We start from the raw sequence: 23,765 nt of genomic DNA, 5'->3' as shown, positions 1-23,765 counted from the left end.
GAGAAATGACCGAGATTAACCCGAACGAGGTTCATGCCGCCAATGCTGAGCTCGCCAGTGATGCCACGCTGCGCTTGGTACGCAATGGGGTGGCTCAGGAAGGCGTCGATAAGCTCAGCCTCGACCGCGAGGTACTGCACACCCTTAACCGGGTGACCAGCCATAAGCTAGATTCCTGGGGCGTGGCCGACCAGAAGGCTTCGGGCCGCTGCTGGATTTTTGCCGGCCTGAATTCCCTGCGCGGTGGGCTGATGGACAAGGCCAAGCTTAAAGATTTTGAGCTTTCCCAGACCTATATTTACTTCTTTGACAAGCTCGAGAAGGCCAATTGGTTCCTTAGCGCCATGGCTGAGCTGAAGGACCGCGATATTACGGACCGCACCGTAACCAAGCTCATGGATGATCCGATCGATGACGGCGGCCAGTGGTCCATGTTTGTCGCACTGGTGGAAAAATACGGTGTAGTACCGCAGTACGCCATGCCGGAAACCGCTTCTTCGGAGGCCACGGCGATGTTGAACCGTAACCTGCAGACCGTGCTGCGCCGCGCCGCGCACCGGATCCGCAGCGGCGAAGAGGGCGCGCACAAGCAGGCGCTTGCCGACGTCTACCGTATCCTCACCGCCAACCTGGGCCTGCCGCCGGAGGACTTTGTCTGGCAATATCGCGATAAGGATGATGAGTTCCACCGCGCGGGCACCTTTACCCCGCAGGAGTTTGCCAAGGAATACCTGCCCGCAGACCTCAGTGAGTACGTGTGCGTGGTCAATGATCCCCGCAATGCCTACGGCAAGCTCTACACCGTGGAATACCTGGGCAATGTGGCCGGCGAGCGCGTAACCTATCTGAACGCGCCGGTGGAGGTGCTGCGCGATGCCGCGCGTGACTCCATCAACGATGGCCAGCCAGTGTGGTTCGGCTGCGATACTGACCAGCAATCTGATGATGAGCACGGCGTGTGGGCCAAGCACCTGCACGATTATGAGGCCTTCTACGGCGTGGAGATGGATCTGGACAAGGCACAGCGTTTGCGCCTGCACGAGTCCATGATGACCCACGCGATGGTGTTTACCGGCGCCGATATCGCCGAAGGCGGCGCAGTACAAAGCTGGCGCGTGGAGAATTCCTGGGGTCCAAAGAAGGCCGATAAGGGCTTTTGGACCATGGCCGATGACTGGTTCGACGAGTTCGTCTTCGAAATTGCCGTACACCCTTCCCGACTGCCGGAACAATACCAAGCGGCTTTGCAGTCCGAGTCCGTGACTACCCTGCCGGCCTGGGACCCGATGGGGGCCTTGGCGCGCTAGGTCTGCGGTGCGCCCAAGCGCCGCACATAGAGCATGCACACCAAGTCGCGGTCCTCGTTGACCGCGATGGTGCGCTCGCCTACCTGGTTAAAGCCGCGGCTGTCATAAAACTGGTACGTACAGCCGTCATCGGTAAACAGGTAGATATTCTTCCCGGAATGGCGGGATTCGAAGGCCTCAAGTAGTGCCGTGCCCACGCCGCTCACGCCGGAATTGGGATCCGCGACGAGGAAACCGATTTCGCCATCAATGGGGTGCTTGCCCAAGTACTTGAGCAGCATGTCCTGATTGGCGGCATCGTAATCATCGCGGTGCCCGCCCGGGCGCAGATTATTAAAGATTTCCACCGCGCGGACAAATGCCTTGCGCCACCACGGATATGGCAACGCGGGCTTGCCCTTCATGGAGGCCAGCAGCACGCCGAGGAAGCGGTCGCCATCGTAAGCGGCCAAGATATCGGTGGCCTTGGCGCGCTCTAAATCCCAAAAATAGCGGCCATAGGCGCGCTCGAAGCGAGGATTTTTCACAAACCAGTGCAGATGCATGCCTTCAATGGCAAAGGAAATGGCCTGGGGCTCATCGCGCGGGTCAAGGTCGCGGATCTGGATATCGGTCATTAGTCCTCCGATAGCTGTTGGGAAGCGGCATCTTCTGCGCGCTGTTGCTCGCGTTGCTGTTCGCGTTCGAGCTCGGCCTTGGCTTCGTGTTCTTCAATATTATTAAAACCGATGCCCAGCGGCAGGCCCACATTATCGATGAGCCGGACGCCACCGATTGTCGCGGCAACAAGCAGGCGGGCATCACCTTCTACGGGAGGGGCCCCTAAATCGCGACCGCGCACCTCGAGATACTCGGGTTCAACCCCCGCGGCGCGAAGCACCTCCGCGGCAACCTCACGTACCTTCTGCGCACTGGTCTCGGCGGCATGCGCGCCAGCGGTGAGCGCGGCAGATAGTGCCGCGGCCTGCTCGCGGGATTCGGCCGGCACGTGGGTATTGCGCAGGCTCATTACCACGCCGTCGGGCATGCGCACAGCGGGTACGCCTTGCACACGGACTCCTAGGTGGAAGTCCTGGACCGCATGGTGGATGGCAAGGAGAAGCTCGTAGTCCTTCTCGCCTAAAAGGACGTCGGTTGGCGCAAGCGTCAAAATGAGCGCGAGGTAAAGCGTGAGATCCCCGCTGAGATCCGGCTCGAGAGCGGTGGCGGCGTCGGCCGGTGCTACGGCGATGCGGCGTCCGTGTGGCCACAAGGACTCGGGCGAGTACTCCCACACGATGTCCACTCCTTCGGCCCGCAGAAGCTCAAGGTCCTCCTTCTGCGGGGACTGCAGGGCCACGACGGTAACGGCGCCCCGGATGCGCTTCGCCGCGCGCACCAGCGCGATATGACCGGCGTGCACACCGGTAGTCAGCGGCACGAAGGCGACCGGCCGGCCAGTCTTGTGAAAAGCACTACCGACCATGCGGATGCGCTCAATATCGTTGATGACGGTAGCGTTTCCCAGCTCTAGGCTCATCGGCTCTCCTCTTGTAGGGCCCACATTTCTAGCTCTTCGCGGCCGTCCACCTCTCCTAGGCGGCGGGCAACTTCCACGTAGCTGCGCCGCAAGCCGGGGTCAGTGGCGCCGCGGTAAGCGGCGATGGCTTCTTGGCTATCAAAGCCAATGCCTACCGGTGGCCATTCCTCAGTGGGGGCGAAAAATTCTGCTTCCCGTGCCGCGGGTACCTGTAGCCGGTGCAGCATGTCGGCGTAGTAGACGCGTGCAGCAAAGGGGGCACGATCGACGTCCGATAATGCGAGAACATCGGCATGAAACTCCCCGGCGATGAGTTCCACGATGGTTTCACCTAGCTCATCCAATGTGGTTGCAGCCCACCGTCCAGAGACGATAGGGGCAAGCGCGGCTACCACACAGCCGCGAGTCTCTAGCGGATCCAAAACCTGTACGCCGCGCGACAGGCAGGTGTGAATAGCAATGAGGCCGCGGTGAACTTGGGGTTCCAGTAATTCTACTGCGGCATCTAGGCGGGCATCGCCCACCGCAATGATGAGCGCTTCACAGGAAGAAAGCTCTGCTGGATCGGAAATCTCAACAACCTCGTGGCCGGCACGCGCCATTTCTTCGGCCAGGTTGATACCAGCCAAGCTACGGCCAAAGAGGGCTACCCGCATGCGTGGCGGGCGCATTTATTTATCCTTCTTATTCTTTGCCTGGGCCAGCAGCTCGGCCACGGAGACCGCGCCCTCGCGCTTATCGTCGCTGCGGCGGCGGCCACGCGACTCCGGCTCCTCAGCAGCCGCGCGATGATGCGAGCGGGCCGCCTTCTGGCGTACTGGCTCGGACTTTTCTGGGGCCACGTGCTGGCCGGAGCCCGGGTACTCCGCGCGCTCATCGCGCTGCGATGCCGGCTGCTGCGGGATGTCCTGGGTCTCGTCATTGGCCGTGGTCGCAGCCTCCGGCTTACGGTGGCTGCCGTGGTGCTCGCTGGAGGCGGAAGCGTGGGTGGTCTTCAGGGAGTCATCGCCACCGGTATCCCAGCGCACGGCCTGGAAACCGCCGGTATTAAAGGTAGAGGCGCCAGAAGACTTGCCGGAGGTACGCTGCGCGCGCGTCTTTTCACTAATGATGTCATTGAGTGGGTTGGACTCAGCGTGCGCCGCGGACGGCTGGTTCCCCAGGCGGCCGGCGATAGCATCGGCGGACGGGGCGCCGGAAGAAGACTGGGTGAAGTCCACGTTGCCTTCCTCCGCATCCGGGCGCGCGGCGGCCGCGGTCTGGGCCTCCAGCTGCATGATGCGGCGGGCTTCTGCGTGTAGGGCGGCCGGCTCATAGGTGAATTCGTGGCCGGAAAGATCCTCAATCTGCTTGCGGATGGACGCCAGCTCGGTGCGGATCTCATCGAGCAGTTCCTGGTCCGGTAGGGGCTGGCCATCGGCCGCGCGGGCTTGCTTCAGCTCGGCGCGGTGGGCGCGCTCCTGCAGTTCCAGCTTGGTCACGGATTCTTCGGCCTGGCGGCGGTAGCGCATCACTAGGAAGAAGCCGAGCACAGCGGCCCATAGGGCGGCGATGAGCGCAATCTTTAGCGCTGCGGCAGAGCCGGAAATCAGCATGACGATGCTGGCTAGGACGGCCAGCACCACGAGGACGATGAGCCCGATCTGGCCCAGATCCGGCTTGGACGTCTTGGCGGAAGTAGTGTGAGAAGAAGAGCGCGGCTCAGTCATGCTCACTAATGTACCGTTTGTACCCCATCTGGTGGGGGCGGGGTCTCACAGTGTCGCTCCAGCCGCAGGCCAGCAGCGCACATGGCAAGGCCACCGAGCGCCGAGGCAATGACCCCCACCAGGTCATCGGAGGCGGCCGCAAGCGTGCCGGCGTTGGGGATAACGTAGACGGCCACGCCTGCATAGATTCCCCCCACGATGGCTCCGGTCCACGCCGAGGCCTTGCCCACCAGCATGAACTGCGTGATGGTCATGGGATTAAGCTGCGAACTATCTAGGCCGATGCCATGCTCGTCCTCGGTGGCTTGGTCCACCTTCCAGGTCAGCACTAAGCAGATGACCGCCATGAGCCACAGCGTGGCCGAAACCGTCACTGGGATGTGCAGCATGGAGCCATAAAAGCGCGTAGTGAGGATGGCCGCGGCGGCGGCAAAGAAGACCCCGGTGCCAATGAGGGCACCCAACGAGGTCCGTTTCATAGCTCCTCCATCATGCCCAACCGGCGAATATCGGCGCGCTCCTTCGGGTCGAGTGCTGCCACCCGCTTGGCGACGCCCTCCCCACTCAACCTAGCACCACCATCGGCCGCCAACCAGGGAATCAGCACGAAGGCGCGCTCGTGGGCATAAGGATGCGGGACGGTGAGCTCCGGGTCATCGGAGGTGTATCCCTCGATGTCCACGATGTCTACGTCTAACGTGCGCGGGCCCCAGTGACGCAACCGCACCCGCTCCGCGGCCTCCTCGAGCTTCTGCCCGCGGCGCAGCAGTTCCTTGGGTGACTCGTCCACATCCACAATGAGCACGGCATTGAGGAATTCATCCTGGTCCGTTACTCCCCACGGCGGGGTGGCATAGACCGGCGAGGCGGCAACAATGTCGCCGGCGAATTCGTCGAATACCGTGCGCAATAGCTTCATGCGGTCATCCATATTGGATCCGATGGATAGCACCGCGCGCATTAGAGCGTCCTCGCGTGCTTGCGGGAGCGGCGGGCGACCACGGCGACATCGGCAAAAGTGCGCGGAATCGGTGCCTTCGGCTTATGAAGCGTGACCTCGACGGCGTGCAGGCCCTCGAAGATGGCCATGATGGTATCGGCCACCTCGCTAGCGACGGTCTCGATGAGGTCGCGGGCGGGGCCTTCGATGATGTTTGCAGCGACGTCGGCAAGCTCGGCGTAATTGATGGTCTTGGTCAGATCATCGGTAGCGGCGGCCTCGGCGAAATCGGACCAACAGGTGATATCCACGATGAAAGGCTGGCCGGTACGCTTTTCTTCCTCAAAGACGCCGTGGTAGCCAAAGCATTCCAGGCCGGTGAGTTCAATGCGGTCTGCCATGATTTACTCCTCAGGTTTACGTGATAGAGCCGTGGACTTCATAATTCCATTGCCATCAGCGCCATTGCTATAGCTGCCGCTGGCGTTGACCCCGCCTGTGTAGTCATTGCCGGCGTTCCAAGCGGCCGCCACATCCACGGCGTCGCGGGAGACGGCAACCTCATGCACGCGCACACCCCACGCCCCCATCTGGGCGGAAATGGAGGTTACGGCCGCGGTAGCGGGATCGGCCAGCAGCGGGCTGGACTCCACGCCGCGATCCTCCCGAATGGCGGCCAGGAAGCGTTTACGGGATGCTCCTACCAGGAGGGGGAATTCGCCGCCGAGGAACTCCGGCAGGGCCTTGAGCAACGCCCAATTATCCTGCGGGGTTTTGGCAAAGCCCAAGCCCGGATCGAGCACGATATTATCGCGGCGCACGCCGGCGTCTAGCGCGTTATTCGCCAGGCGTTCTAGGGTTTCTCGCACATCGCGCACCACATCGCCGCCGTGATCCGCGCTGCCGGCCGCGGAGCCGAATGCGCCCTCCTGCAGCGTACGCCAGTGCATGAGGCACACGGGCACGCCGGCCTCGGCCATCGCGCGATACATCTCAGGATCCGCCAGGCCACCAGAGACATCATTAATCATGTCCACGCCGGCCGCTGCCGCCGCACGTGCCACCGAGGCGCGCATCGTATCCACGGAGGTGCGGATGCCGAGCTTGCTCAAGGCCTGAATGACGGGCACCACGCGGCGCTCCTCGACGTCCGCCTCCACGCGGACCGCGCCTGGGCGGGTGGATTCGCCGCCGACGTCAATCATGTCAGCACCCTGCGCCACGAGCTCGCGGGCGTGATTAATGGCGGCATCAAAGTCCAACCACCGGCCGCCATCGGAAAAGGAATCCTCCGTAACGTTGACGATGCCCATCACCAGAGTGCGATTGCTCCGGGTCAGATCCGAAACCGAGGTTGCCTGCTGCATGGCGTGCTCCTTAAGGCTTTTAATGGTGAACCGAATTTAGCTACGAATCAGGCTGAGCACCTCTGCACGAGAGGCGGCATTATTCTTGAAGCCTCCACGCACCGCGGAGGTGGTCGTCGTCGCACCGGGCTTACGGATGCCGCGCATGGCCATGCACAGATGCTCGCACTCGATGACCACGATGACGGACTGCGCGCCAAGGACCTCCACCAGGGCATCCGCGACCTGCTGGGTCAGGCGCTCTTGGACCTGGGGGCGCTTGGCGTACATATCCGCTAGGCGGGCGAGTTTGCTCAAGCCGGTGACGTGGCCGTCTTTACCTGGGATATAACCAATGTGCGCCACGCCGTAGAACGGCACTAAGTGGTGCTCGCAGGTGGAATAGATAGGGATATCGCGCACCAGGACCAGTTCTTGGTGGTCCTCGGCGAAGGTCTTGTGCAGGACCTCGGTTGGGTCTTCGTGCAGACCGGCAAAGACCTCGCGGTAGGCGCGGGCTACGCGGGCCGGGGTTTCGCGCAAACCCTCGCGGTCGGGGTCCTCCCCCACTGCAAGGAGCAACTCGCGTACCGCCGCCTCCGCCCGGTCCTGGTCGAAGGGGGCACGGGCGGGAATGTGATTATCAGGCATTAGTTATCTTCTTGCTTGTCGTCCTCGCGCGCATAGGGATTCTTGCGGCGATCCTTCTCGTCCCAGCCAGGGCTAAACCACTGGCTGGTCTCAGCCTCAGCATCCGCGCCGGCATCCGGCTTGTGATGCTTACCGCCGCCCGTAGCGGGGCGTGCGGCAGGGCGTGCCGTCGGACGCTCAGCGGGTTCGGAAGGCTGAGCCGGCCGATCAGGCTGTGCGCCAGCTCGTTTGGTGTCTGTGGACTCCTTGCCCTGGTTTGTTGGGGTGCTTCCCAACTCGCGGGCGGTGTCCGGATCGACGTAATCGCCAGCGTGCTGGCCAAAGTTGAAGCCCACTTCACCCTTCGGTTCTTCACCGGCGAGGCGGCGCTCACGGGCGGCCCGGGAGGCATCGAGAAGCGTCATGCGCTTAGGCAGCTCCTCGCCGCGCTCCTTAGCCAGCTCGACCGGGGTCTTGACCGGCGCATAACCAATCTGGCGGGGGAAGCGATCATCCTCGCCTGGGAAAACGTCGAAGGCTTCGCGTGGCTCGATGCCATCGAAGATTCGCTCCAGGTCGGGGCGGCGCAGGGTTTCCTTCTCCAGCAAGGCCTCTGCCAGCTTATCCAGGTAGTAGCGGTTATTGCGCAGGATGTCATAGGCCTGCTCGTGCGCGCGCTCCAGCAAGTAGCGCATCTGCTCATCGATCTTGGAAGCAACCTCATCGGAGTACTCGATGGAGCCGCCGCCACCCATCTGGCTAAAGGGATCGCCCTGCTCCTTGCCGTACTTCACGGTGCCGAGCTCCGGCGAGAAACCGTACTCGGTGAGCATGGAACGAGCGATCTTGGTGGCGTTTTCGATATCGGAGGACGCACCGGTCGTCGGCGCACCGAAGACCAGTTCCTCGGCCGCGCGACCGCCCATGGCAAAGACCAGGCGGGAGAAAAGCTCATCGCGGGTGTACATGCCCTTGTCATCTTCCTGCGAAGTCATGGCGTGGCCGCCGGTGCGACCGCGGGCCAAGATGGTGACCTTGTAGACGCGCTCAATATCCTTAAGGGCCCACGCGGAAAGGGTATGCCCGCCCTCGTGATAAGCAGTGACCTTCTTCTCGTGCTCGGAGATGATCTTGCCTTGGCGGCGCGGGCCACCCACCACGCGGTCAGTGGCCTCTTCCAAAGCGTCATAAGTAATGACGTTGCCGCCGATGCGAGCGGTAAGCAGGGCGGCCTCGTTGAGCACATTGGCCAGGTCCGCGCCGGACATGCCGGCGGTGCGCTTAGCCAGCTGCGCTACGTCGACCTCTTCTGCCAGCGGCTTATTCTTCGCATGCACGCGCAAGATCTGCTCGCGGCCGGCTAGGTCGGGGTTGGTAACCGGGATCTGGCGGTCGAAGCGGCCTGGGCGCAGCAGCGCCGGATCGAGGATGTCTGGGCGGTTGGTAGCGGCGATGAGGATAACGCCCTCGCGGTCACCAAAGCCGTCCATTTCTACCAAGAGCTGGTTGAGGGTCTGCTCGCGCTCATCGTGCCCGCCGCCGGTGCCGGAACCGCGCTGGCGGCCAACGGCGTCGATCTCATCAACGAAGATAATGCAGGGGCTGTTTTCCTTCGCCTGCTTGAACAGGTCGCGCACGCGGGAGGCACCCACACCAACGAACATCTCCACAAAGTCAGAGCCGGAGATGGAGTAGAACGGTACGCCGGCCTCGCCGGCCACGGCGCGGGCAAGCAAGGTTTTACCGGTGCCGGGAGGGCCGTAGAGCAGCACGCCGCGCGGGATCTTGGCGCCTAGATCGTGGTAGCGGGTGGGGTCTTCCAGGAAGTCCTTGATTTCCTGCAACTCGTCTACGGCCTCGTCCGCGCCGGCCACGTCCTCAAAAGTATTGGTCGGCATATCCTTGGTCAGTTCCTTAGCCTTGGAACCGCCGATGCCAAACATGCCGCCTGCACCCTGCTGCATGCGGGACATGAGCCAGAAGAGCACGCCGAAGAGGATGAGCATAGGCAGCAGCATGCTGAGCATGGAGCCGAGGAAGGATTCCTGCGTGACATTGGTCTGGTACTTCTGGGCACCAGAATCCTTAACAGAGTTAAAGACCTGCTCGGAGGCGCGGGCCGGGTACTTGGCCACAATCTCCTTCACGCCTTCGCGCTCATCTACCGTGATTTCGTCCTTGAGCTTGATGCGCAAGCGCTGCTCGCGGTCATCAATTTCCACCTCATCGACGTTTTTGTCTTTAAGCTGGGTCAGTGCAACGGAGGTATCCGCTTGCACGTAGCCGCGGGCATCGTTGCTAAAGAAGGTAAAGGCGTACAGCACGATAAGGATAAGTGCCGCTATCCCGCCGTAGCGAATAATCTTGTTGTTTTTCATTACTGCGCGATTTTAGTCGGTGGTGTAGACATCAGGGTGAAGGGTGCCCACGTAGGGCAGATCGCGGTAGCGTTCCGCATAATCTAGCCCGTAGCCGATGACGAATTCATTAGGGATATCAAAGCCCACATCCAAAAGGTCGATATCGGCCTTTACTACCTCCGGCTTACGCAGCAGCGTGACCACATCAAGCGAGGCTGGGTTTCGCCCCTTCAGGTTCCGAATAAGCCATGACAGGGTAAGGCCGGAATCAATAATGTCTTCCACAATAAGCACGTTGCGCCCCGCAATATCGCGGTCCAGGTCCTTCAAAATGCGCACCACACCGGAAGAAGAAGTGGAGGCGCCATAGGAGGACACGGCCATAAACTCCAACTCAGAGGGGATAGATAGCTTGCGCGCGAAATCCGTAAGGAAGAAGGCCGCGCCCTTGAGCACGCAGACCAAAAGCAGGTCTTGCTCAGCGTCGGCATACTTTTCAGAGACCATATCCGCGAGTTCTTGGACGCGGTTTTGCAGTTCCTCTTCTCCAATGAGGATTGCTTCTACATCCTCACCGTAGCGGTTTGCGGGAACGGCGAAGTCTTTCTTGTCGTGCACGAGTGGGCTCCTTTAATGACCAGACAACAGTGCCAGTTTGCCACCTATACGGGCTACTTCCAACCTCTGCCCCACCTGCCGCGCCGATCGCACAGCCACCGGCCCTTGCCCGCGCCAGTGGGTACACAGCTTAGCGACGTCCCCCACTCCCCTCCGGGTCACCTCTACCCCTTCGCTGACTAGCCACGCCGCGATCGCTCGCCGACGCCGCGGTTCTGCCAATGCCGCCAGCTCCGCGCAGTCCGTGGTGGGTGGGGTGTAGAGAGCGGCATCGTCAAGCGCGGCGTCACGTGCCGCTTGCGCCAGCGCTGGCACCGCATCCCCGCCGATGATGCGGCTCAACTGCGGGATTACCTCGCGGCGCAGCGCCACGCGGCGAAAATTCGTGTCCGCATTCTGCGGGTCCTGCCACACCGAAAGCCCCAATTCCGCGCAGGCGCCCTCGGTATCGGCGCGGCGCACGTTCAACAGCGGCCGCACCACGCGGGCGCCTTCCACCTCGCTGCGCTCACTCATGCCGGCCACCCGTCCGCGCAGCGCGCCGAGCAAAAGCGTTTCCGCCTGGTCATCGGCCGTATGCGCCACGGCAACCTCTAATCCTTCGTCCGCGCACGCGGCGGCCAGTGCCCGATACCGCGCCGCCCGCGCGGCCGCCTCCATCGACTCCGCCCCCGCCGCAGCGTCCGCCTCAACGCTAAGCACCTGCGCCCGCGCGCCTAGCGTTCGCGCCTGGTCGGCCGCGCGCTCGGCCTGCGCCCGCGATCCGTCCTGCAACCCGTGGTCCACGCACAGCGCGAGCACCTCGTGCCCCTCCGCCACCAGCGCCGCCAGGAGAGCCAGCGAATCCGCGCCTCCGGACAGCCCCACCGCCACTGCGTGGTCAAGGCCAGCGGCGCGCACGCCGCGCCGACACGCCAGAAAGTGCGGCGAAACCCGCGGCCAAAAGGGCTTATTAGAACTCATGCAGAGCAGAAGCCAACGCGTCTTGGGCCTTGCGGGCGGCCAAAATATCGCCGTCATTCACCAGGAAGGCAAAGGCATATACGCGCCCGGAATCACCCTGCGCGGTGCCGGCCAAGGCCGAGACCCCAGTCAGCGTGCCGGTCTTAGCTCGCACGTAACCCTTGGCCGCGGAATCGCCGTAGCGCTCGTACAGCGTGCCATCGCCGCCGGCTACCGGAAGGTAGGACACCAGCGGGCGCAGGCGCGGATCCTTGACCGCGCCATTAATAAGTTGCGTCAGCAGCCCGGCCGTGAGCCGATTATCCACCGAGAGCCCGGAATTGTCCTTAATGTCGACACCCTCGACGTCGAATCCTTGCTCCCGCAGCACCTCGAGCGTGGCCTGCGTATCGCCTTCAAAGCTGGCTTCCTTGCCACGGGACATCGCCAGCTCACGCGCAATGGCTTCGGCCATGACGTTATCGGAATGGCGCACCATTTCTCGGGCGCGGTCCGCTAACGGCGGCGAATCCACGCTCGCCACCTCCTGCGCGTTCTCCGCCACAGAGCCCATGCCTACCTTGCCCGCGCCGAGGCGATCGCCTAGCTGCTTAGCGACGTCCAAAGCCGGCTCATGACTCCTCGGCACGTCCCCCGTCGTCGCGCCCAAGCGACCACCGTAGAGCATGGCCGGTTCCATCGGCGCGACGAAGCCGCCGTCCACGTTTTCCGGATCCCAGCCTGGGGCCTGCGCCTCGCCGGACCACACTGAGGTATCGACGTAGACGCCATCGACCTGCTCGACGTTCTTCGAAATCTGCTCGGCCAAATCATCGAGCTGCTCGTGGGTCATCCATACATCACCCGCAGCCTTGATGACCACGTTCTTCTCATTCGCACCGCGGTAGACCTTAGTGGTGATTTTCTCGTTCTCATCCAGCGCCAACGTCGCCGCCGCGGTAGTGAGCACCTTCGTGGACGAGGCCGGGGTCAGCCGCTTATCCGCGTCCCGCTGCCACACCACGTCCCCGGTCTCGGTATCAATTACCTCGCCGCCGAACGTGGCAAGGTCCTTATTCTTAGAGAGCTCGTCCAGCTTCGCGCTTAGCGCATCCAGGTCCGCTTCCCCCGGCTCGGCGGTGCGCAAAGGCTCCTCAGGAGCCTGCACCGCCTGTGCTTCTCCGTGTGAGAGATCGCCGTATTCGCGCTGGAGGGTAACGCCCAGCGCAGCCGTACCTCCGACCGCTGCCGCTACCACGAGCGCGGTCGCTGACCACCAAACATGCTTTGTTTTCATTGCCTTTAACCCTAGCGCGAATCCGCAACGCGCTAGACTATGGGCAGTAATTGATACCCAATCCCCCATGGAGGACATCGCTGTGAGCGTTGAAGTAACCATTGAAATCCCGAAGGGCTCCCGCAACAAGTACGAGGTTGACCACGAGTCCGGCAAGGTCTACCTCGACCGTTACCTGTTCACCCCGATGGCTTACCCGGCTGACTACGGCTTCATCGACCACACCCTGGGCGAGGACGGCGACCCGCTCGACGCCCTGGTCATCCTGCCAGAGCCGGTCTTCCCGGGCGTTGTTGTTGAGGCCCGCATTGTCGGCGTCTTCAAGATGACCGACGAGGCCGGCGGCGACGACAAGCTACTCGCCGTCATCGATGACCCGCGCTGGGAGCGCTACCAGGACATCGACGATGTGGAGCAGCACATCAAGGACGAAATCGAGCACTTCTTCGTCCACTACAAGGACTTGGAGCCGAACAAGGAAGTATCCGGCTCCGGCTGGGGCGACAAGGCCGAGGCAGAGAAGATCCTCGAAGAGGCTAAGGCTCGCTTCAAGTAAGCGCTTCTGCCGCACGTTAACGGCGGCACTGTGAAGGTACGTTTCCGCAGACGGTGGGGACCGAAGAGGTTTCCCACCGCGCGCCGAAGCGTACCTTTCGCGTTTTCCGACTAATCACTGTCGTTCACGGTACATAGTGGCGAAAAATAGCGTGTTTCGGGGCGTTATTTGCCGTGAACGTTAAAGGCACCTGTGGACGAAAACCGCGCCTTAGAAGCCACAATGGGAGGCAAGCCAGCCGTCGAGCTCAGATTCCGGAGCATCAGGAGCGATGGGGTCCTCGACGAACTCCTCACCTGTGCACGCCTTGTCCTTGGCAGTAGTGAGCATGAGCGAGCGGCCGTCCGGGTAATCCAGCACCACGTTGGCGGAGGCGTAGCCGGCGGTCGGCTCGCCGAAGGTGCGCACGTTGTCCAGGCCGCGGAAGGTCAGGAGGATGGCTTCGGCGGAGGAGGCGGCGTCGATGGCGGCATCGAGGAGCTCCGCGTTGGTCGGGTCCTCTTTCAAAGCCTCGCGGGCGCGCTGAAATTCTTCACTCTCGCCATAGATTCCGGTATACGCTGCGGTATCCACCACCGCGGTGTTGATGTGTTTTTCGCTGGCGTTGAAAAGAAAATAGGGCTAGCCCAGCAGCGCCCCGCCATAGGAGGGGCCGAGGAAGTACACGGCGGCGAACACCGCGATAAAGGCAACGCTGAAGAGTCCGCCAAGAATTTTCAGTACAGTTTTCATTCTTTTTTCATTCTTTTCGACCTCCTGTGCGCAGCACGTAGCCGCGCAACGGTTCAACAAGGACAATGGCAAGAAGCGTGACCACCCAGCCCACCGCCAGGAAGCCGAAGGCCATAAGCAGGCGAGCGCTCACATCGACGTCGCTTTGCTCGACGTTGGAGAAGAACATCAGCGAAGCAATTCCGCCGCCGAAGAGAAAACCGAAGGAGCTCAAGGCCACGACCGGCCCCATGACGGTCAGCGCCCCGGAGCGGAACTGGAAGCCGCGCGGCACGCCCATCAAATCCAGAGAGCGGATGAGCTCCTTGTCCTCGAAGATGCCGGAAACCTGACCCAGGATGATGGACATGGTGGTCAACGTGAAGCCGAAAACGAGGGTTAGTACAACGCCAGTGGAGATGTCCTTGAACACCACGTTCATTCCGGGATCTTCTTCGAGCACCGAGGCCAAGGCATCGGAGCCCAGGGGCGCGGCAACGAGGAAGCCGGCCAGGTAGCCGAAGAAGCCGATGGCAGCGCTGCGCCGCCATGCCGGGCGGGCATTGCCCGCCACGCGCTGGCAGGCCACGAAGTGCGCGGTTCCGGGGAAGAGGGAGAAGACGTGCGCGCCCAACTGCAGGATGAAAGGCGCGATGAGGTTGATGCTCATCAGCATGCCAAACATGACCACGATGACCATCGCGGTGGGCGGGCCCGCCTTGCCCGTGAGGAACACGCCGCCGACTGCCACGATGATGAGGAAGACGATGGCGCGCCACCAGCGGTAGGCCGCGGGCATCTGGCGTTTGGCCACGCCCAGCGGGCTCACCCGCACGCGGCGCATGCCGTACAGTGCCGCGCCGATGGCCAGGAGGAAGAGCACGCCGGCCACGGCTATATATCCCCACCAGGGCAGCAGAATCTCTGTCAGGTCAATGGGCCGCATTTGGAAGTCCAGCTGGGTAAAGACCGGTGCGACGAGTAGGCTAATCAACCCGCCGAGCACGATGCCGATCACCGCCTGGAGGCCGGTTTCCACAATTGCCATGCGCTCCACCTGGCGGGAGCTTAAGCCCAGCAGGCGCAGGGTGGCTAGGCGCTGCTCCCTTCCGGACGCACCCAGGACGGCGGCCTGGGAGGTGAGGTTAAACAGCGCGGGAAGGATGAACGCGCAGGAAAAGAGAGCCAGGGCGAACCAGGGATAGAGGAAGGCCTCCATCTCGTTGCCAAAGGCCTCCTTGAGGGCGGGCGCGGCGTCCTCGACGTGCTGGGCGCGCTCCCAAAACATCCAGGTACCGCCCGCAACCAAAAAGGCGATGGCGGAACCGATGGTCAGGCTCACAATCGCCAATAGAGAGACGATGCCCGTGCCCGAGCGCGCGCGAATGGATTCGCGCTGCAGGTCATAGACCAAGGTGGCGGTGTTCATCGAATCACCCCCAGGCGGCGGTCGTCGTGAATGATGCCATCGCGAATCTCCACGCGGCGCTGCATCCAATCGGCCACCTTCGGGTCGTGCGTGACCATGACCAGGCTCGCCCCGGCCTGGCGCACGATGGTGGTGAGCATCTGCATGACCTCGTGGCCGGTGGACTGATCCAGCGCACCGGTCGGCTCGTCGGCGAAGACAACGCCTGGGTTCGCCACTAGCGCACGCGCAATGGTCACGCGCTGAGCCTGGCCACCGGAGACCTGCGCCGGGCGGCGGTCCGCCAGGCCACCCAGGCCCAGCTGATCAAGAAGCTCCATCGCGCGCCTGCGGGCCGCACCCCGCCCCATACCGTTAAGCATGGCCGGCAGCGCCACGTTATCCACGTTGCTGAGCTCCGGCAGCAGCTGACCATCCTGGAAGACGAAGCCGAAGTTGCGCAGGCGGGTGCGGGAGCGGGGGGTGTCGGAAAGCGCGGAGAGCTCCTCGTCCCCGTAGCGCACGCTACCGTGCGTGGGGGTGAGCACGCCGGACATGCAGTGCAGCAGCGTGGACTTGCCGGAGCCAGACGGCCCCATGACAGCCACGAGCTCGCCCGGTTCAATGTCGAGGGAAATTCCGGCGAGCACCGGGCCGCCGCCGAAGTCCTTGGTGATGTCTGTCAGGGAAAGTATCTGTGCCATGTCTCTCATTTCACCGTGCCGGGCCCGCAGAAAGAACAGCCCTAGCGTTGCTCTTTAAGGTAGTGCCAGCACTACCCCTGTAGTTCGGGACACCCGATATGCTGTGAACCGTGTTCCGAAAGAAGCCCCAACCCACCACGCACGAGCAGCAGCAGGCGCAGCAGATTGCGCAGCTCACGGCCTCGCGCCGCGCCATCGCGGACGCCTACGAGGTCGAGCGCGCCCGCATCGAGCGCGACCTGCACGACGGCGCGCAGCAATACCTCGTGGCCACGAGCATGAAGTTGGGCGAGGCTCTTCTCGACGCCCCCGCTGGCCTCACCGAGCTCCTCACCGCCGCAAAGCAGGACGTGGACCGCGGCCTGAATTCCCTGCGCGCCACGGTGCACGGTATTCACCCACAGGTGCTGCAGGATCACGGCCTGGTCGCCGCGCTTGCCGACGCCGCCTCCTCCCACGGCCCCCACGTCAGCGTCTTTGCCCCGCATTCTCTGCCTGAGCTCTCCGCCTCCGTGCTGGCCTGCGGCTATTTCTTCGGCACGGAAGCTTTGACGAATGCGACCAAGCATGCGCCGGGCGCGCCGGTTTCGGCGCTGGTGACCTCGGACGATTCGCTGCGCATCACCGTGGTGGATGAGGGCCCCGGCGGCGCACAGGTCGTCCCCGGGCGCGGCCTGGCGGGGATGGCCGAGCGTCTTGCTGCCTTCGGCGGAGAAATGTCTTTGTCCTCACCGCCTGGCGGCCCGACCCGGGTGGCCGGGTCCATTCCCCTTCTTCTCGATCGCGGACAGCCAGGAGTGTAAAAGATGAGCTTAAGGATTGTGGTAGCGGATGACTCCGCCATTCTGCGCGAGGGCCTGGCCGGCCTGTTGGAGCGCCGCGGGCACTCTGTAGTGGACCAGGCTTCCTCTGCCCCTTCGCTCGAGGCTGTGGTGGATAAACTGCGCGACGACCTGCCAGACATCGTCATCACGGACGTACGCATGCCGCCGGGCATGGGCGACGATGGTTTGAAAGCCGCCGTGAATTTGAGAAACGCCTACCCGGGCCTGCCTGTCATGGTGCTCTCCCAATACGTGGCCCCGGCCTATGCGGTGGAGCTCTTCGACTCCCCCGAGGCCGGCACCGGCTACCTTTTGAAGGACCGTGTCTCCGAGGTGCGCGACTTCCTGGCCAGCCTGGACGTGGTGGCCCAGGGCGGCACCGTCATCGACCCCACCGTGGCTCAAGCTCTCATGAGCTCCGGACGCAGCGGCTTGGGCGAGCTCACCCCGCGCGAGCGCGAGGTTCTCGAATTAATGTCCCGCGGCAAGTCCAACAAGGACATCGCCGCCGAGCTCGTTTTATCCGCCGCCGCGGTGGCCAAGCATGTCTCCAACATCTTCACCAAGCTTCGCTTAGACCCCAGCGAGGACAACCGCCGCGTCAAGGCGATTCTGGAGTACCTCTCCGCGCACCGTTAAAACGCGCACGCAGACCTCCGCGGGGCCAGCGCCGTGTGTGTCACTTTGACCCGATGCGCCACACAAGAATCGCCGCGGGCAGCCCGCACGACGCTCACGGTAAATAGAGCGCGAACCCCCCAATTTCCGACGCTATTTACAGAAAACGACATCGACTCCTCACACGAACCGACGATTTAAGTGCCACAGCCAGATCCGCGGCTTGCACCTGCGTGCTCTCCGCCAGAACCCGTTCTTCAACACGACGAATCACGCGGTCCTTCACATTTTTATTCCGGGCAGGTGTGGCCTAACTTTCTGGCCGGTTTGTGCTCTGATTCAGCAAGGTGCGAGTTTTAACCTTCACTAGGTTGAGATTCCACAGTCGAGCCTCATCGACCATAGCGAATTCGGTGGTGTCCTCATCCGAGATGTCCACTTCGATGGTGACAGCATTGCCTGCGGAAGAAATGATGGTGTAGTTAAGCCCTTCAAGCCTGTCAATTAAGGTGGTGACCGCTTCGCTTCTCGGGGAGGTCTTGCCCGAAAGCGCAGTAGCAATATCAACGAGCTTCTTTTCATCGATTGCTTCATCGCCGCTGTCGATGAAGCAATATTGTTGAATTGGCGATCCATCCTCTACAGGAGCGATGGAATGCTCTTCCGCTGAACCAACTTTTCTAAGTGTCAGCGTCCCGGTGACGTCCTCAAAAGCTAGCTGCTCCCGTGGACTGCGGTTGTTGCAGGCAAAGTGAATGGTGTCGCCTTCCCTCTCAGTGATAACAATTCCTGAATCACCAGTCATGCATTCGTATCCAGGTTCGACTCCTTCCATGTAACTATGGAGGTATTCGTTAAAGACACTGAGCCAGTCTGACTTTTGTCCGGTTCGCAGACGAAAGCCTGCGCTATTGCTAACGCCATCGGTAAGACGAATGCTGTTTTCTGTCTCATTATCAAAGAGCACGAACTCAGCGCTAAAGGTCCTAAGCCTCATTGCAGTGGGAGCCGTTCCTTGGCGAACTTCAAATTCGAGGTTGACAATATATTCGGTGTGAGGCTCCAAGCTCACCTCGATATCGCTTTCAATGGTTATGCCATCGATTTCAAGCGTGCCTTGTCGAAGCTCTGTCCGCATCTCTGCCAGACTTTGCATCAAAAATTTCCCTTTCAATTCAGATGAGCGTTGAAAGCGTGGCGGAGAAGCCCCACTCTCGCCATGAACAGAAAGCCGTACCGTGGGCTGTACGCCACTCTAATCACAACCAAGACGGGTTCGCCTGAATTCATCTCAGTTGCCGCTGGAAATTCATGCCCTGCGCACATCCGCCGCGGATGCCAAGGATTTGGACCAAGGCATACTCTAAGCCTCGACTACAAGGGGTTAAACGCCGAAGCAGATAACTGTTTGGGCTACAAATCTGGCGAGACAAGAGCTAAAGCTGCTGGAACAGACAATTGACGCAACGGGCCGAGCTCGCATGTTGTCGCCGTCCCTAGTTCCTCACGGCTCTTCTCGGACGCGGCACGCGGAGCAGCATAAGGACCTATGCGTGACTAGGGTATGAGGCATGAAAAACGTTCAACCAACCGAAGTACCAGAAGGCGCTCAGCTCATTGATGTCCGCGAGAATGATGAGTGGGCAGTGGAGCGCGCGAAGGGCGCGACCCACATCCCGATGAGCGAGATTACGGGTCGCATCCAGGAAATCGACCCAGATAAGGATATCTACGTAATCTGCCACGCAGGCGGTCGCAGCATGCAGGTCTGCCAGTATCTAGAACATGCGCTGGGCTGGGACACCATCAATGTGGATGGCGGCACGGATAAGTGGAAGGCTTCTGGGCTTCCCATCGAAACGGATTAATTGGCCTTAACCAATCTTTTGGGATTATGATGATGGTATGGCTTCCACGAATAATTCTGTAATCCCAACGACCCTGCTCGAGTCCCCGTCGTTCCAATTGGAGCGCCTCCGCCGCCGCACCCGCGATGGCGTAGAGGCTGCTTTGCAGACCAAGCAGACAACGCTGCGCGAGTACTGGGTCCTTACCTGTCTGGTCGACGCGGATGCCGCGTCGCAGTCTTATCTGTCCGAAACCCTGGCCATTGACGCCTCTGACATGGTGCGTCTTATCGACGCCCTCGAGGACCGCGGCTGGGCAAAGCGCGAACGCGACCCAAAGGATCGCCGCCGCCAGATCGTCGCTTCCACCAAAAAGGGCACAAAGGCCCACAAGGACCTGGCGGTGCTGGTCGCTACCGCCGAGGACGAGGCATTGGATGAGTCCACCAATAAGCAGCTCAAGCATCTGCGAAAGTTGGCTAAGTCCATCATTGCCGCGGACGAAGAAGAGGCATAAATGGCGGGTCCCGAATCGCTCGTCCCACAGCAGTACCTTCTAGGAAGCGCGGCACCGCGGCCGCGCACGCTGTGGGACATCATTACCACCACCGCGGAAATGAACCCCGATGCCGCCGCGCTTGATGACGGCGAAATCATCACCTATTCCGAGCTCATCCACGAGGTCGAGGCATGGGCTGCCGAGCTGCACGCCAATGGCGTGCGCCGCGGCGATCGCATCGGCATTAGGATGACCTCCGGCAAACGCGAGCTCTACCTCGCCATTTTGGCGACCTTGGCGGCAGGCGCAGCCTATGTGCCTGTCGACGCCGATGACCCTGACGAGCGCGCCGAGATGGTTTTCGGCGAAGCCGATATCGATGGCGTTTTCACGGACGACGGATTCCGCTTCCTGCGGGACTCCGCGCGCCCGGACGCCCCTGCCGAGGAGACGAATGCTCCGCGCCCAGAGGACACCGCGTGGATCATCTTCACCTCAGGTTCGACCGGCAAGCCTAAAGGCGTGGCCGTCAGCCATCGTTCCGCGGCCGCCTTCGTGGACGCGGAAGCGAGCCTCTTTTTGGTCAACCACCCGCACGGGCCCTTAGGTCCTGAGGATCGCGTGCTCGCCGGCTTGTCCGTCGCCTTCGATGCCTCCTGCGAGGAGATGTGGCTGGCCTGGGGCCACGGCGGCTGCCTGGTCCCAGCACCGCGGTCTCTGGTGCGTTCCGGCATGGATTTGGGCCCATGGCTCATCCGCCGCGACATCACCGTCGTGTCCACCGTGCCCACCCTGGCGGGCCTCTGGCCGGCCGAGGCTCTCGACAATATCCGCCTACTCATCGTCGGCGGCGAGGCCTGCTCGCAAGAATTGGTGGACCGTTTGGCCACCGAGGACCGCGAGATGTGGAATACCTACGGCCCCACCGAGGCCACCGTCGTCGCCTGTGCGCAGCAGATGCTGCCGGGCCGGCCGGTGTCCATTGGATTGCCGCTTAACGGTTGGGACCTGGTGGTCGTCGATAAGCAGGGCATGCCCGTGGAAATGGGCGGCGTCGGCGAGCTGGTAATCGGCGGCGTGGGACTGGCGTCCTATCTGGATCCGGCCAAGGACGCGGAAAAATACGCACCGCTGGAGTCCATGGGCTGGCAGCGCGCCTATCGCACCGGTGACCACGTTCGCCTGGAAGAAGACGGGCTGTACTTCGTCGGCCGCGTGGATGACCAAGTAAAGATTGGCGGGCGCCGCATCGAGCTCGGCGAGGTCGAAGCTAATGTTGCGGCGCTAGATAACGTCTACAACTCGGCCGTGGCCGTGCAAAAGACTCCCGGCGGCGAGTCCGTTCTGGTGGGCTATGTCTCCCTCGAGGATGAGGCCAAGGGCTTCGATCACGAGGCCGCGCACGCTCGCCTGGCCGATACCATGCCGGCCGCGCTCGTCCCGCGCATCTGCGTGATGGAAGAGCTGCCGGTGCGTACCTCCGGCAAGGTGGATAAGAAGGCCCTGCCGTGGCCGCTGCCTGGAGTGGGCGTGGAATCGACCACGCTGACCGAGACCGAGAAGTGGCTCGCGGAGCTGTGGGTAGAAACGCTCGGCGTATCCGTGGAGGACGAGAACGCCGATTTCTTCTCTCTCGGCGGCACCTCGCTCGCGGCCGCGACCCTCGTGGGTCATATCAGGGAGCGCTACCCCACCGTGGCCGTGCGCGACCTCTACGACCACCCACGCTTGGGCTCGCTGGCCGAGCTCATTGCGGGAGCCGAACCGCGCCCCGCTGCTGCTGACGTCCCCATGCGCGAGGTCACCAAGGTCGGCTTCGGCACCCGCCTCGCCCAGACCTTGATTCAGATTCCGGTCATGACCCTGGCCGCATCCAGCTGGCTGGCTTGGCTTATGTTGGGCTCCACCGTGGCGGCATCACTGGGCTTCGAGTGGGCCACTGCTTTCCCGTGGTGGCTGGTCATCGCCATGCTCATTGTCTTTGTCACCCCGGTGGGGCGCATCCCCCTCGGCGGCTACGGTGCGCGGCTCATTACGGCCGGCATTAAGCCTGGAGACTACCCGCGCGGCGGTTCTACGCACCTACGCATCTGGGCGGCTGAGCGCTGGGCTAATGCCGCTGGCGCGAGCTCCCTGGCCGGTGCCACGCGCGTGAATAACTACGCCCGTGCGCTCGGAGTCAAGGTCAAGCGCGGCGTGGACCTGCACTCCCTGCCGCCAGTTACCGGCCTGCTCACCCTGGGCAAGCACGCCGCCATCGAGCCCGAGGTGGATCTTTCCGGCTACTGGCTAGACGGCGATATCTTGCACGTGGGCGCCATCGACGTGAAGGAAGGCGCCCGCGTGGGCGCGCGCTCCACGCTGCTGCCTGGCACCGTGGTGGGCAAGTACGCCCACGTGGAGGCCGGTTCCACCGTCACTGGCCGAAAGAAGATCAAGGACGGCCAGCGCTGGTCCGGCTCCCCTGCCCAAAAGGTGGGCCGCTCCAAGCACCGCTTCCCGTCCCATACGCCAAAGCGTCGGCCGTGGTGGGTGGCCATCTATGACGCCACCTCCGTCCTGCTGGCCATCCAGCCGGTCGTGGCGCTGGCGGTTGGCGCGGCCCTTGTTCTCACCCTCGTGCAGTCCACCGGCGGCGATGGCTTTATCGGCGCGATCTTCTTCGCACCTGTAGGTGCGCTGGCGGCCTTTGCCACCTATATGCTGCAGACTTGGTTGGGCGTGCGCATTCTCTCCCTCGGCATTAGCCCGGGCGTAACGCCTGTGCGTTCGGTCAAGGGCTGGCGCCTGTGGGCCATCGAACGCCTCATGGACGAGGCGCGCACCAAGCTTTTCCCGCTCTATGCCTCGCAGCTCACCCCGACGTGGCTGCGCGCGCTCGGCGCGCAGATCGGCACTAACGTGGAAATTTCCACCGCGGTGATGATCCCCAAGCTCACCGAGGTCAAAGAGGGCGCCTTCCTGGCCGATGACACCATGATCGGCGGCTACGAGCTCGGCGGCGGCTGGATGCGCACCGGCGAGACCAAGGTGGGTAAGCGCTCCTTCGTGGGCAACTCCGGCATCACCGCACCCGGCCGCAAACTATCCAAGAACTCGCTGGTTGCCGTTCTTTCTTCTACCCCGAAGAAGACGAAGGCCGGCGCTAACTGGTGGGGTGCGCCGCCAGAGCGCATGCGCCGCGTGACCGTAGAGGTGGACTCCCCCGCCAACTCGGGTGAGGCGCTGACCTATAACCCGGGCTTTGCCGTCAAGGCCGCCCGCGGCGTGGTGGAAACCATGCGCCTTTTGGCACCGATGTTTTCTGCCATGTTGCTCGCGGCAACCCTTAGCGTCTACGACTTGCTTCTCGACGCCCTCGGCTTCCCCCTGACCTGGCTCCTCTCCGGCCTCGTGCTCATGGGCATGGGTGCGGTGGCCATGGCCGTCACCGTCGCGGTGAAGTGGATCTGCGTGGGCAAGCACCGCGCGGCTGACCACCCGCTGTGGTCCGCTTTTGTCTGGCTCAATGAGCTGCAGGATACCTTCGTGGAGGTCGTCGCCGCGCCGTGGTTCTTCCAGCACACCTACGGCTCCGGCGAGATCAACCTGGGGCTGCGCGCCCTCGGCGTGGAAATCGGCCGCGGTGCGTGGATCGATTCCTACTGGTTCCCGGAAACGGACCTCATCCGCGTCGGTGAGGCCGCCACCGTGGGCCCTGGCACGGTGGTGCAAACCCACCTTTTCCAGGACCGCGTGATGAGCCTAGATACCGTCACCATCCAGGACGGCTCCACCCTGGCCGCCCACTCGGTGGCGCTGCCTGCCTCGCTCATCGGCACTGCATCCACCGTGGGTCCCGGCTCGCTGGTTATGCGCGGTGACCGCGTGCCCACCAACGCCGTATGGCAGGGCAACCCCATCGAGCCGTGGGAGCGATAGGTCGCCGGC

24 protein-coding genes are annotated in these 23,765 nt (G+C 62.6%); 7 read left to right on the top strand and 17 right to left on the bottom strand.

The genetic code is table 11. The features are described 5' to 3' along the window. Nucleotides 1-5 precede the first annotated feature (5 nt). On the top strand, nucleotides 6-1,307 hold the full coding sequence (locus WMP97_RS08545) for a C1 family peptidase (RefSeq protein ID WP_239205461.1): 1,302 nt from the start codon (nucleotides 6-8) through the stop codon (nucleotides 1,305-1,307). Here the strand turns inward: WMP97_RS08545 and WMP97_RS08540 are convergent. The 13 genes from WMP97_RS08540 to dacB are packed head-to-tail and all read right to left on the bottom strand — an operon-like array spanning nucleotide 1,304 to nucleotide 12,668. After that, nucleotides 1,304-1,924 carry a GNAT family N-acetyltransferase gene (locus WMP97_RS08540; protein ID WP_316328036.1) on the bottom strand — a complete coding sequence of 207 codons (621 nt, stop codon included), beginning with the start codon at nucleotides 1,922-1,924 and terminating at the stop codon, nucleotides 1,304-1,306. The two genes, WMP97_RS08545 and WMP97_RS08540, sit on opposite strands and share 4 nt — an antisense overlap. Then, nucleotides 1,924-2,826 carry a pantoate--beta-alanine ligase gene (locus WMP97_RS08535; protein WP_340440286.1) on the bottom strand — a complete coding sequence of 301 codons (903 nt, stop codon included), beginning with the start codon at nucleotides 2,824-2,826 and terminating at the stop codon, nucleotides 1,924-1,926. Before WMP97_RS08535 ends, WMP97_RS08540 begins: the two co-directional genes overlap by 1 nt. Continuing rightward, entirely contained in the window at nucleotides 2,823-3,497 is a 675-nt protein-coding gene (locus WMP97_RS08530; RefSeq protein WP_340440285.1) for a hypothetical protein, read from the bottom strand. The genes WMP97_RS08535 and WMP97_RS08530 overlap by 4 nt, the downstream gene beginning before the upstream one ends. Continuing rightward, a complete protein-coding gene (locus WMP97_RS08525; RefSeq protein WP_239208083.1) occupies nucleotides 3,498-4,535 on the bottom strand; it encodes a cytochrome P450 in 1,038 nt (345 codons plus the stop codon). It abuts the gene before it with no gap. Between the two features lie 5 nt (nucleotides 4,536-4,540). Next, nucleotides 4,541-5,014, bottom strand: a complete 474-nt coding sequence (locus WMP97_RS08520; protein ID WP_023019930.1) for a DUF3180 domain-containing protein — start codon at nucleotides 5,012-5,014, stop codon at nucleotides 4,541-4,543. Then, nucleotides 5,011-5,496: a 2-amino-4-hydroxy-6-hydroxymethyldihydropteridine diphosphokinase gene (folK, locus tag WMP97_RS08515; protein WP_340440283.1), complete on the bottom strand. Its 486-nt coding sequence runs from the start codon at nucleotides 5,494-5,496 to the stop codon at nucleotides 5,011-5,013. The genes WMP97_RS08520 and folK overlap by 4 nt, the downstream gene beginning before the upstream one ends. Beyond that, entirely contained in the window at nucleotides 5,496-5,876 is a 381-nt protein-coding gene (gene folB, locus WMP97_RS08510) for a dihydroneopterin aldolase (RefSeq protein WP_284835460.1), read from the bottom strand. Before folB ends, folK begins: the two co-directional genes overlap by 1 nt. A gap of 3 nt (nucleotides 5,877-5,879) precedes the next feature. After that, the gene (folP, locus tag WMP97_RS08505; RefSeq protein ID WP_340440282.1) at nucleotides 5,880-6,842 is read right to left on the bottom strand and encodes a dihydropteroate synthase; all 963 of its coding nucleotides are present in this window, start codon (nucleotides 6,840-6,842) and stop codon (nucleotides 5,880-5,882) included. Nucleotides 6,843-6,878: 36 nt separating this feature from the next. Beyond that, nucleotides 6,879-7,472: a GTP cyclohydrolase I FolE gene (folE, locus tag WMP97_RS08500; RefSeq protein WP_023019934.1), complete on the bottom strand. Its 594-nt coding sequence runs from the start codon at nucleotides 7,470-7,472 to the stop codon at nucleotides 6,879-6,881. Next, nucleotides 7,472-9,829, bottom strand: coding sequence for an ATP-dependent zinc metalloprotease FtsH (ftsH, locus tag WMP97_RS08495; RefSeq protein ID WP_340440280.1), 2,358 nt, complete (start codon nucleotides 9,827-9,829; stop codon nucleotides 7,472-7,474). Before ftsH ends, folE begins: the two co-directional genes overlap by 1 nt. 12 nt (nucleotides 9,830-9,841) lie before the next feature. Continuing rightward, complete coding sequence (hpt, locus tag WMP97_RS08490) at nucleotides 9,842-10,429, bottom strand: hypoxanthine phosphoribosyltransferase (protein WP_248100091.1); 588 nt, start codon at nucleotides 10,427-10,429, stop codon at nucleotides 9,842-9,844. A gap of 12 nt (nucleotides 10,430-10,441) precedes the next feature. After that, nucleotides 10,442-11,392, bottom strand: coding sequence for a tRNA lysidine(34) synthetase TilS (gene tilS / locus WMP97_RS08485; RefSeq protein WP_317001502.1), 951 nt, complete (start codon nucleotides 11,390-11,392; stop codon nucleotides 10,442-10,444). Then, entirely contained in the window at nucleotides 11,382-12,668 is a 1,287-nt protein-coding gene (dacB, locus tag WMP97_RS08480; RefSeq protein WP_340440278.1) for a D-alanyl-D-alanine carboxypeptidase/D-alanyl-D-alanine endopeptidase, read from the bottom strand. The genes tilS and dacB overlap by 11 nt, the downstream gene beginning before the upstream one ends. 82 nt (nucleotides 12,669-12,750) lie before the next feature. Between dacB and WMP97_RS08475 the strand changes: the two genes are divergently transcribed. Further along, nucleotides 12,751-13,224, top strand: coding sequence for an inorganic diphosphatase (locus WMP97_RS08475; protein WP_023019939.1), 474 nt, complete (start codon nucleotides 12,751-12,753; stop codon nucleotides 13,222-13,224). Between the two features lie 210 nt (nucleotides 13,225-13,434). Here WMP97_RS08475 and WMP97_RS08470 read toward each other — a convergent pair whose 3' ends face one another. The 3 genes from WMP97_RS08470 to WMP97_RS08460 all read right to left on the bottom strand — a co-directional run bounded on the left by WMP97_RS08470 (nucleotide 13,435) and on the right by WMP97_RS08460 (nucleotide 16,047). Further along, the gene (locus WMP97_RS08470; RefSeq protein WP_023019940.1) at nucleotides 13,435-13,800 is read right to left on the bottom strand and encodes a S41 family peptidase; all 366 of its coding nucleotides are present in this window, start codon (nucleotides 13,798-13,800) and stop codon (nucleotides 13,435-13,437) included. A 163-nt stretch (nucleotides 13,801-13,963) separates the two neighbouring features. Further along, nucleotides 13,964-15,364, bottom strand: coding sequence for an FtsX-like permease family protein (locus WMP97_RS08465; protein WP_023019941.1), 1,401 nt, complete (start codon nucleotides 15,362-15,364; stop codon nucleotides 13,964-13,966). After that, nucleotides 15,361-16,047, bottom strand: coding sequence for an ABC transporter ATP-binding protein (locus tag WMP97_RS08460; RefSeq protein WP_023019942.1), 687 nt, complete (start codon nucleotides 16,045-16,047; stop codon nucleotides 15,361-15,363). The genes WMP97_RS08465 and WMP97_RS08460 overlap by 4 nt, the downstream gene beginning before the upstream one ends. Nucleotides 16,048-16,157: 110 nt before the next feature. On the opposite strand from WMP97_RS08460, the gene WMP97_RS08455 reads away from it, so the two are divergent. Beyond that, on the top strand, nucleotides 16,158-16,850 hold the full coding sequence (locus WMP97_RS08455; RefSeq protein WP_340440276.1) for a sensor histidine kinase: 693 nt from the start codon (nucleotides 16,158-16,160) through the stop codon (nucleotides 16,848-16,850). Nucleotides 16,851-16,853: 3 nt separating this feature from the next. Next, the gene (locus tag WMP97_RS08450) at nucleotides 16,854-17,510 is read left to right on the top strand and encodes a LuxR C-terminal-related transcriptional regulator (RefSeq protein WP_023019944.1); all 657 of its coding nucleotides are present in this window, start codon (nucleotides 16,854-16,856) and stop codon (nucleotides 17,508-17,510) included. Nucleotides 17,511-17,799: 289 nt separating this feature from the next. Here WMP97_RS08450 and WMP97_RS08445 read toward each other — a convergent pair whose 3' ends face one another. Beyond that, a complete protein-coding gene (locus tag WMP97_RS08445; RefSeq protein WP_156912587.1) occupies nucleotides 17,800-18,663 on the bottom strand; it encodes a hypothetical protein in 864 nt (287 codons plus the stop codon). Nucleotides 18,664-19,060: 397 nt separating this feature from the next. Here WMP97_RS08445 and WMP97_RS08440 point away from each other — a divergent pair, with 397 nt between their 5' ends. From WMP97_RS08440 to WMP97_RS08430, 3 genes are read left to right on the top strand one after another with little or no spacing between them, the layout of a single operon-like run. Beyond that, nucleotides 19,061-19,357: a rhodanese-like domain-containing protein gene (locus WMP97_RS08440; RefSeq protein WP_023019946.1), complete on the top strand. Its 297-nt coding sequence runs from the start codon at nucleotides 19,061-19,063 to the stop codon at nucleotides 19,355-19,357. Nucleotides 19,358-19,394: 37 nt separating this feature from the next. After that, a complete protein-coding gene (locus WMP97_RS08435) occupies nucleotides 19,395-19,853 on the top strand; it encodes a MarR family winged helix-turn-helix transcriptional regulator (protein ID WP_023019947.1) in 459 nt (152 codons plus the stop codon). Continuing rightward, nucleotides 19,854-23,756: a Pls/PosA family non-ribosomal peptide synthetase gene (locus WMP97_RS08430; protein ID WP_248100083.1), complete on the top strand. Its 3,903-nt coding sequence runs from the start codon at nucleotides 19,854-19,856 to the stop codon at nucleotides 23,754-23,756. Nucleotides 23,757-23,765: the final 9 nt, after the last annotated feature.

Source organism: Corynebacterium sp. KPL4072 (genome assembly GCF_037908395.1).
Taxonomy (GTDB): domain Bacteria; phylum Actinomycetota; class Actinomycetes; order Mycobacteriales; family Mycobacteriaceae; genus Corynebacterium; species Corynebacterium kefirresidentii.
The sequence above is the reverse complement of the archived record's forward strand: the minus strand, read 5'-3'. Positions and strand labels throughout refer to the sequence as shown.

Excerpts from the sequence above, each read along its gene's own strand:
- folK (WP_340440283.1), bottom strand. The coding sequence starts at position 5,496 with ATGCGCGCGGTGCTATCCATCGGATCCAATATGGATGACCGCATGAAG.
- WMP97_RS08465 (WP_023019941.1), bottom strand. The coding sequence starts at position 15,364 with ATGAACACCGCCACCTTGGTCTATGACCTGCAGCGCGAATCCATTCGC.
- folB (WP_284835460.1), bottom strand. The coding sequence starts at position 5,876 with ATGGCAGACCGCATTGAACTCACCGGCCTGGAATGCTTTGGCTACCAC.
- WMP97_RS08450 (WP_023019944.1), top strand. The coding sequence starts at position 16,854 with ATGAGCTTAAGGATTGTGGTAGCGGATGACTCCGCCATTCTGCGCGAG.
- folP (WP_340440282.1), bottom strand. The coding sequence starts at position 6,842 with ATGCAGCAGGCAACCTCGGTTTCGGATCTGACCCGGAGCAATCGCACT.
- WMP97_RS08460 (WP_023019942.1), bottom strand. The coding sequence starts at position 16,047 with ATGGCACAGATACTTTCCCTGACAGACATCACCAAGGACTTCGGCGGC.
- WMP97_RS08530 (WP_340440285.1), bottom strand. The coding sequence starts at position 3,497 with ATGCGCCCGCCACGCATGCGGGTAGCCCTCTTTGGCCGTAGCTTGGCT.
- WMP97_RS08440 (WP_023019946.1), top strand. The coding sequence starts at position 19,061 with ATGAAAAACGTTCAACCAACCGAAGTACCAGAAGGCGCTCAGCTCATT.
- ftsH (WP_340440280.1), bottom strand. The coding sequence starts at position 9,829 with ATGAAAAACAACAAGATTATTCGCTACGGCGGGATAGCGGCACTTATC.
- WMP97_RS08525 (WP_239208083.1), bottom strand. The coding sequence starts at position 4,535 with ATGACTGAGCCGCGCTCTTCTTCTCACACTACTTCCGCCAAGACGTCC.
- dacB (WP_340440278.1), bottom strand. The coding sequence starts at position 12,668 with ATGAAAACAAAGCATGTTTGGTGGTCAGCGACCGCGCTCGTGGTAGCG.
- WMP97_RS08535 (WP_340440286.1), bottom strand. The coding sequence starts at position 2,826 with ATGAGCCTAGAGCTGGGAAACGCTACCGTCATCAACGATATTGAGCGC.
- WMP97_RS08540 (WP_316328036.1), bottom strand. The coding sequence starts at position 1,924 with ATGACCGATATCCAGATCCGCGACCTTGACCCGCGCGATGAGCCCCAG.
- tilS (WP_317001502.1), bottom strand. The coding sequence starts at position 11,392 with ATGAGTTCTAATAAGCCCTTTTGGCCGCGGGTTTCGCCGCACTTTCTG.
- folE (WP_023019934.1), bottom strand. The coding sequence starts at position 7,472 with ATGCCTGATAATCACATTCCCGCCCGTGCCCCCTTCGACCAGGACCGG.
- WMP97_RS08435 (WP_023019947.1), top strand. The coding sequence starts at position 19,395 with ATGGCTTCCACGAATAATTCTGTAATCCCAACGACCCTGCTCGAGTCC.
- WMP97_RS08545 (WP_239205461.1), top strand. The coding sequence starts at position 6 with ATGACCGAGATTAACCCGAACGAGGTTCATGCCGCCAATGCTGAGCTC.
- WMP97_RS08520 (WP_023019930.1), bottom strand. The coding sequence starts at position 5,014 with ATGAAACGGACCTCGTTGGGTGCCCTCATTGGCACCGGGGTCTTCTTT.
- WMP97_RS08430 (WP_248100083.1), top strand. The coding sequence starts at position 19,854 with ATGGCGGGTCCCGAATCGCTCGTCCCACAGCAGTACCTTCTAGGAAGC.